7 protein-coding genes and 1 pseudogene are annotated in these 6,517 nt (G+C 70.5%); 2 read left to right on the top strand and 6 right to left on the bottom strand.

What is annotated here, in order from left to right; all coding sequences use genetic code 11:
• The 6 genes and pseudogenes from B9N97_RS03200 to mdcA all read right to left on the bottom strand — a co-directional run.
• A pseudogene (locus B9N97_RS03200) lies at positions 1-689 on the bottom strand (triphosphoribosyl-dephospho-CoA synthase); the annotation flags it as partial.
• A 58-nt stretch (positions 690-747) separates the two neighbouring features.
• Entirely contained in the window at positions 748-1,383 is a 636-nt protein-coding gene (gene mdcG, locus B9N97_RS03195; RefSeq protein ID WP_244560531.1) for a malonate decarboxylase holo-[acyl-carrier-protein] synthase, read from the bottom strand.
• A gap of 20 nt (positions 1,384-1,403) precedes the next feature.
• Entirely contained in the window at positions 1,404-2,108 is a 705-nt protein-coding gene (mdcE, locus tag B9N97_RS03190) for a biotin-independent malonate decarboxylase subunit gamma (protein WP_085083198.1), read from the bottom strand.
• A 3-nt stretch (positions 2,109-2,111) separates the two neighbouring features.
• Positions 2,112-2,987 (bottom strand): biotin-independent malonate decarboxylase subunit beta, encoded by an 876-nt coding sequence (locus B9N97_RS03185; protein WP_085083196.1) that lies wholly within the window; start codon positions 2,985-2,987, stop codon positions 2,112-2,114.
• Positions 2,984-3,304: a malonate decarboxylase acyl carrier protein gene (gene mdcC, locus B9N97_RS03180; RefSeq protein WP_085083194.1), complete on the bottom strand. Its 321-nt coding sequence runs from the start codon at positions 3,302-3,304 to the stop codon at positions 2,984-2,986. Before mdcC ends, B9N97_RS03185 begins: the two co-directional genes overlap by 4 nt.
• Positions 3,305-3,314: 10 nt before the next feature.
• Positions 3,315-4,958, bottom strand: coding sequence for a malonate decarboxylase subunit alpha (gene mdcA / locus B9N97_RS03175; protein WP_085083192.1), 1,644 nt, complete (start codon positions 4,956-4,958; stop codon positions 3,315-3,317).
• Between the two features lie 361 nt (positions 4,959-5,319).
• Here mdcA and madL point away from each other — a divergent pair, with 361 nt between their 5' ends.
• Both madL and madM read left to right on the top strand, forming a co-directional pair.
• A complete protein-coding gene (madL, locus tag B9N97_RS03170; protein WP_085083190.1) occupies positions 5,320-5,742 on the top strand; it encodes a malonate transporter subunit MadL in 423 nt (140 codons plus the stop codon).
• A 5-nt stretch (positions 5,743-5,747) separates the two neighbouring features.
• Complete coding sequence (gene madM, locus B9N97_RS03165) at positions 5,748-6,515, top strand: malonate transporter subunit MadM (protein WP_085083188.1); 768 nt, start codon at positions 5,748-5,750, stop codon at positions 6,513-6,515.
• Positions 6,516-6,517 lie beyond the last annotated feature (2 nt).

Here is a 6,517-nt window from a genome sequence, read left to right as displayed (position 1 = left end):
AATCGTCGCGGAACACCCCGCCACGGTCGAGGAAGCGGCGCGCCTCCCGCTGGACGAAAGCCAGCCCCTCCGCCCCGCCGCGATGCAGCAGGTTGGTGTCCTCCAACTCCGCCATCAGCGTGAACAGCGTCTGTACCAGCGCCCGTTCCGCATCGGCGCCGCCGGCCAGCGCGCGCTCCAGCGCCGGCAGGGCCAGCGTGAACAGCGTCGGGAACCCCTCCGCCGCCTCCTGCCGGGCGCCACGGGCGCCATAGCGCCGAACCGCCCGCGCGCCGTGGCTGTCCGGCACCTGCGGTGCGGCGCCCAGAATTCCGCCACCCCACAGCTCCGCGACGGTCTCGCCCAGCGCCGATCCCTGCAGCGACCGCCCTCGCCGCAACCGCCAGCCGGCCGCGGCGGCGAGAAATCCGATCCCGAACACCGCCCCCCGGTGCGTGTTGATCCCCGGTCGCCAACAGCATCCGGCGCTCGGCGGCGATGCCGAGGTCGCGCAGAATGGCGAACCCGGCCCCCTCCGCACCGGCAGCGGCGATGGCGCGGAAATAGCCGCGCAGGGCGAACAGGCTGCGCAGGAAGGTGCCCATGTCCATGTCGTCATGGCTGCCGCTGTCGAGCGGACTGACCAGCCCCGGCTTCGGGTGCAGCGCCAGTTCGGCATAAAGGGCGCGGACCGCCGTCCGTCCAACCATTGCAGCGAGCGAGCCGCGGCATCGGCGACAACGAAGGCAACCGCGGCGCTGCTGCGGGTCATGCGGCATCCTCCCGGTCGAACAGCGCCAGCACGGACGGCAGGTCGCGCAGGCTGACCTCCGCCGGCCCCTTCACCAGCAGGCGGTCGGGCCGTCCGGCCAACTCCCGCCATGCGACGGCCGCGCCGTCCGGCAGCAGGATTTCCCCGTCCAGCCTCGGGCTGCCCTCACCCATCGCCGCCAGCAAATCCAGCAGCCCGTCCAGCTGCCGGCGGTCGCGCGGGGCGAACAGCAGGTCGATGTCGGAGTCCGGCCGGACATAGGCCAGCCCCGTCCGCTGCTGCCACGCCAGCGAACCGTACACCGCCGGCCTCACCCCCAGCGCCTGCGCCCGCCGCACCAGTTCCGCCAGCATCGCCCGCCACGCCTGCGGCGCCGACTCCACCGCCTCGGCCAGCGGCAGCGGATCCAGCCGGTCGGCCACCGCCTCCGCCGCCACATGCAGGCCGATCCGCCGCTTGTCCGGTGTGGCGAGGCCCAACCGAAGCTCCCCCGCCCCATCCTCCGGCCGGCCGCGCGCGATCACCAGCGGCCGGCCGGCCCCGGCACCAGTCCGCCACCTCCGCCGCCTCCGCTGCGGCCATCGGAGAGCGCAGGCAATCCGCCCAGCCCTCTCCCAGCCGGACCCAGCCATGGCGCGGGCGCGGCCACACATCAGACGGCATCGCGCCGCACCCGCTCGGCCACCTTGCGGGCCAGCAGCCGCCCGCCGCGCTCTTCGCCCAACTCCCGCCGCGGATCGCCCTCCACCGGCGCGGCCAGCGCCTCGGCAAGGCAGGTCGCAAGGTCGCCGTCCCACAGGCCGGCGATGGCGCCCATGCGGCGGTAATTCTCCACGCCCGGCGCGAACACCGGGGAGGACGCGCTCAGCTCCGTCAGCCGCTCCAGCGGGATCTTGGTGACGCGCGCCATCGCCGGCAGGTTCATCACCCGGATCTCGGCATCGGGCAGGGCATAGCAGCGGTCGGCCAGCAGGCTGGTGGCGAGGAAGCCGCCGCTGACCGCCTGCCCATAGACCAGCCCCAGCACCCGATGCCCGTTGCGCCGGGCGAGGTCGATGCATTTGGCCAGATGCGCCATGTAGCCGTTGATGCCCAGCAACTCGTCGCGATGGCTCAACCGCTGGCCCTGGGTATCGACCAGCAGCAGGATCGGCCGGCCGGGATGGCGGCGCACCACCTCCAGCACCGCGCCGGCCATGCGGAAGGCCAGCTCGATGCCGATCGGCGTGTTGTCGATGGTGCCGATCACCGCCACCTCGGCGCCATAGACCCGGCCGCTGCCGTCGAAATAGACACCATCGAAAGCGATGTCATGCCCGTCCGGAAACAGCCGGTTCAGAAGATTCTTCACGTCCATGGCTCAGGCCCTCCGGTCGCGGACGGTGGCGAGGAAGCCGGCGGTGTCGAGGATCGGCAGCTTCTCCGGCTCCTCCACCCCCAGCTTTTCCCAGATGTCGAGGGCGTCGCGGCAATCGCCGAACCGCTCCAGCCGGCTGCCGAGCGCCGCATGCTCGGCGTCCAGCGCCGCCAGCGACAGGTCGGGCGTCTGCTCCAGCAACGCGAGCGCCGCGGCCCGGAAAGCGGCGACATCGTCCTCGACCAGCGTCGCCGCCTCGCCCAGCAGATAGCGATGCTTGCCGCCGACGGTGCGCCAGACCAGCGCGCGGTCGCGGCTGTCGAACTCCTCCACCCCCATGGTGGTCTCGATCACCTCGGGGCCGGACAGGCCGAGCCGCCCCTCCTCGCTCATCACCACCGCGTCGCACAGGCGGGCGACGATGCCCATGCCGCCGAAGCAGCCGAAGGTGCCGCCGTCCAGCACGATCACCGGGATGCCGGCGGCCCGCACGGCGAGCACCGCACGCATCACCTCCGACACCGCGATCAGCCCGGCATTGGCCTCGTGCAACCGTACGCCGCCGGACTCCACCAGCAGCAGCACGCCGTCGGGGCGGGTGTCCAGGGCGCGCTCCATCAGGCCGGTCAGCTTGGCGCCATGCACCTCGCCCACCGCGCCGCCCATGAACCCGCCTTCCTGCGCCGCGACCAGCACGCGGCGGCCGTCCAGACGCCCCTCGCCCACCACGATGCCGTCATCGAAGGCGGCGGGGGTGTCGAGCTGGCGCAGATGCGGGCTGACCATGCGTTCGGTCGGCGGCAGGATCTCGATGAGGCTGCCGGGGTCGAGCAGCCCGTCCAGCCGGCCGCGGGCGCTGTCCTCGTAATAGCTGCTCATGGTTGCGTCCCTCCGGCGAAGGCGTCCAGCGCCTGGTCCAGCCGCAGCCCGACCACGGCCGGCGTGGCGCCGACATCGTTGATGGAGATGCGGACGTCGGCCAGCGGATGGCGGGCGAATACGTCGTCCAGCACCGCCTGCCACGTCGCGCCGAAGCCGACCGCTGCGGTCTGCACCTCGACGCGGCAGAGGCCGCCGAGCGGCGCCGGCTCGACCAGCACCTCCAGATTGCCGGAGCCGACGACGCCCACCAGGACGGACGGCGGCGGGGAGTTTACCGGACGGCCGCCGCGATATTCGTAAGTCAGGGTTTCCATGGGTTTCGGCTCACCAGTTGCGGAAGCGCTTGGGCGGGTCGTACAGGCCGCCCGATGCACGCACGAGGTCCTTGACCGACCGTGCGGCCAGCAGGTCGCGGGTCGCCATCCGCTTGTCGATGCCCAGATCCTCCGCCCGGCGGATGACGCCGCGGTCGCGGAGATTCTCCACCATGCGGCGGTCGCGCCCGCGCCCCACGGGCGTGTAGCCGGCGACGCCGCGGATCGCCTGCTCCCGTTCCTCCGCCGTCCGGCAGAGCAGCAGGTTGGCGATGCCCTCCTCCGTCAGGATGTGGGTGACGTCGTCGCCATAGATCATCACCGGCGGCAGCTCCATGCCGGCGCTCTCCGCCAGTTCCCAGGCGTCGAGCCGCTCGACGAAGGCCGGCTGCATATGCTCGCGGAAGGTCTCGACCATCTGGACGACCAGCTTCTGGCCGCGCGGCATCTGGCCGCCGCCCTCCCGCGCCTCCCGTCCGGCCTTCAGCCAGGCCGGGCTGGCATGGCGGCGTCCGCGGGCATCGGCCCCCATGTTGGGCGCGCCGCCGAAACCGGCGATGCGCCCCAGCGTGGCGGTGGAGCTGTTGCCGGCGAGGTCGATCTGCAGCGTCGATCCGATGAACAGGTCGCAGGCGTAATGGCCGGCCGCCTGACACATGGCGCGGTTGGAGCGCATGCTGCCGTCGGCCCCGGTGAAGAACACGTCGGGCCGCGCCCGGATATAGGCCTCCATCCCCAGCTCCGAGCCGAAGGAATGGACGCTCTCGACGAAGCCCGCCTCGATGGCGGGGATCAGCGCCGGGTGCGGGTTCAGCGCCCAATGCCGGCAGATCTTCCCCTTCAGCCCCAGCGACTCCGCATAGGTCGGCAGCAGCAGCTCGATCGCCGCGGTGTCGAAGCCGATGCCGTGGTTCAGCCGCTGCACGCCGTACTCGGCATAGATGCCCTTGATGGCCATCATCGCCATCAGCACCTGGATTTCCGAGATCTGGGCCGGGTCGCGGGTGAAAAGCGGTTCGATATAGTGCGGCGTCGGGCTCTGGATGACGAAATCGACCCAGCCGCCGGGGATGTCGACGCGCGGCACGCTGTCCACCAGCTCGTTCACCTGGGCGATGACGATGCCGCGCTTGAAGGCGGTCGCCTCGACGATGACCGGCGTGTCCTCGGTGTTGGGACCGGTGTAGAGGTTGCCGGCGGCGTCGGCGGCCTGGGCGGCGACGAGGCTGACCCTGGGCGTCAGATCGACGAAATAGCGGCCGAACAGCTCCAGATAGGTGTGGATGGCGCCGATGGCGATCCGCCCGTCCGCCACCATGCGCGCCAGCCGCGCGCCCTGCGGGCCGGAGAAGGAGAAGTCGAGCTTCGCGGCGATGCCGCGCTCGAACACGTCGAGATGCTCCGGCAGGGCCAGGACCGACTGCACCATGTGCAGGCCGTTCACCCGTGCCGGATCGACCGAGGCGAGGGTCCGGGCCAGGAAATCGGCCTGCTTCTGGTTGTTGCCCTCCAGACAGACGCGGTCGCCCGGTTCCAGCACCGCTTCCAGCAGCGCGCGGGCGTCGGCAGTGGCGACGCGCTTTCCGTCAGCCAGTCCGGCGGCACGGGCCAGCCGCTCATCGCGGTTCCGCCCTTGCAGATTCCAGTCGCGCATGGCGGTCAGCCCCCGCGCTGCCGGCGGGCCGTCGGCGCGCACACTCCGCGCCCGACAGGCTGGCGGTCGACCTGTGCGGACATGCTGTCCCTCCCTCTCGCTTGCGATGTGAATGCCAGCTTGCCGTATCCAAACCGGCTCGTGAAGGTCAATTTTGTATACACCAACAAAAAATCTCATCCCCACGAATACACATTGCGATGAGGATCGGATTGCCGTATACCGTGGTGATACAAACAATCTTTAAGTCGAGCAATCCGTGCCCGAAGGCGAAAGCCGCGGCCGGGCGCCGGCTGCCGCGCTCTCGGCAAACTGTCACCACGCCCCCTTGGCGGGCTTAGCAACGGAGAGGAGAAGGACCATGGTCGTCTATGGTGTCGCCCTGCTGGCAGCCTGCATGCTTGCGGGGCTGGTGGTCGGCGATCTGCTGGGCATCCTGATCGGGGTGAAGGCGAATGTCGGCGGCGTCGGCATCGCCATGCTGCTGCTGATCCTGTTTTCCGACCATCTGAAGCGGACGCTGCGCATGAATGCGCTGGCCGAACAGGGCATCCTGTTCTGGAGCGCGATGTACATCCCCATCGTCGTCGCGATGGCCGCGCAGCAGGATGTGGTCGCCGCGGTGAAGGGTGGTCCGGCCGCCCTGATCGCCGGGGTTCTGGCGGTGGTGCTCAGCTTCGCGCTGGTCCCGGTGATCGCCCGCATCGGCCAGCCCGCCGATGCGCGCCGCGACACCTCGCAGCCCGAAGCAGCCTGTGCAATGCCCCTGAAGAGCGGAGAGTGACCGCCATGTTCGACGTCCTGACCAGTGTTCTCGTCAAGAACGGCCTGCTGACCGCCTTCGCCGTCGTCGGCGCCACCATCTGGGTGTCCTACTGGCTGTCTCGCGTCCTCACCAACGGACGGCTGCACGGCTCCGCCATCGCCATCATGATCGGGCTGGCGCTCGCCTATGCCGGCGGCGTCTCCAGCGGTGGGCACAACGGGCTGGCCGACATCAAGCTTTTGTCCGGCATCGGCTTCATGGGCGGGGCGATGCTGCGCGACTTCGCCATCGTCTCCACCGCCTTCGGCGTCAGCTTCGGCGAGATCCGCAAGGCGGGGCTGAGCGGCGTGGTATCGCTGTTCACCGGCGTGCTGCTGTCCTTCGTCGTCGGCGCCGCGGTGGCGCTGGCCTTCGGCTATTCCGACCCGGTTTCCATGACCACCATCGGGGCCGGCGCCGTCACCTACATCGTCGGGCCGGTGACCGGTGCGGCGCTGGGGGCGAGTTCCGACGTGATGGCGCTCAGCATCGCCGCCGGGCTGGTCAAGTCGGTGCTGGTGATGATCGGCACGCCCTTCATGGCGCCTTATATCGGCCTGGACAACCCGCGCAGCGCCATGGTCTTCGGCGGGCTGATGGGCACCACCAGCGGCGTGGCCGGCGGGCTGGCCGCCACCGACCCGAAGCTGGTCCCCTATGGCGCGATGACCGCCACCTTCTACACCGGGCTCGGCTGCCTGATGGGTCCGTCGGTGCTGTTCATCGCCACCCGCGCCCTGATGGGCGGCTGAAG

It is taken from the genome of Azospirillum oryzae (assembly GCF_900177515.1).
Lineage (GTDB): Bacteria > Pseudomonadota > Alphaproteobacteria > Azospirillales > Azospirillaceae > Azospirillum > Azospirillum oryzae_A.
This window is presented reverse-complemented; position numbering and strand designations above follow the sequence as displayed.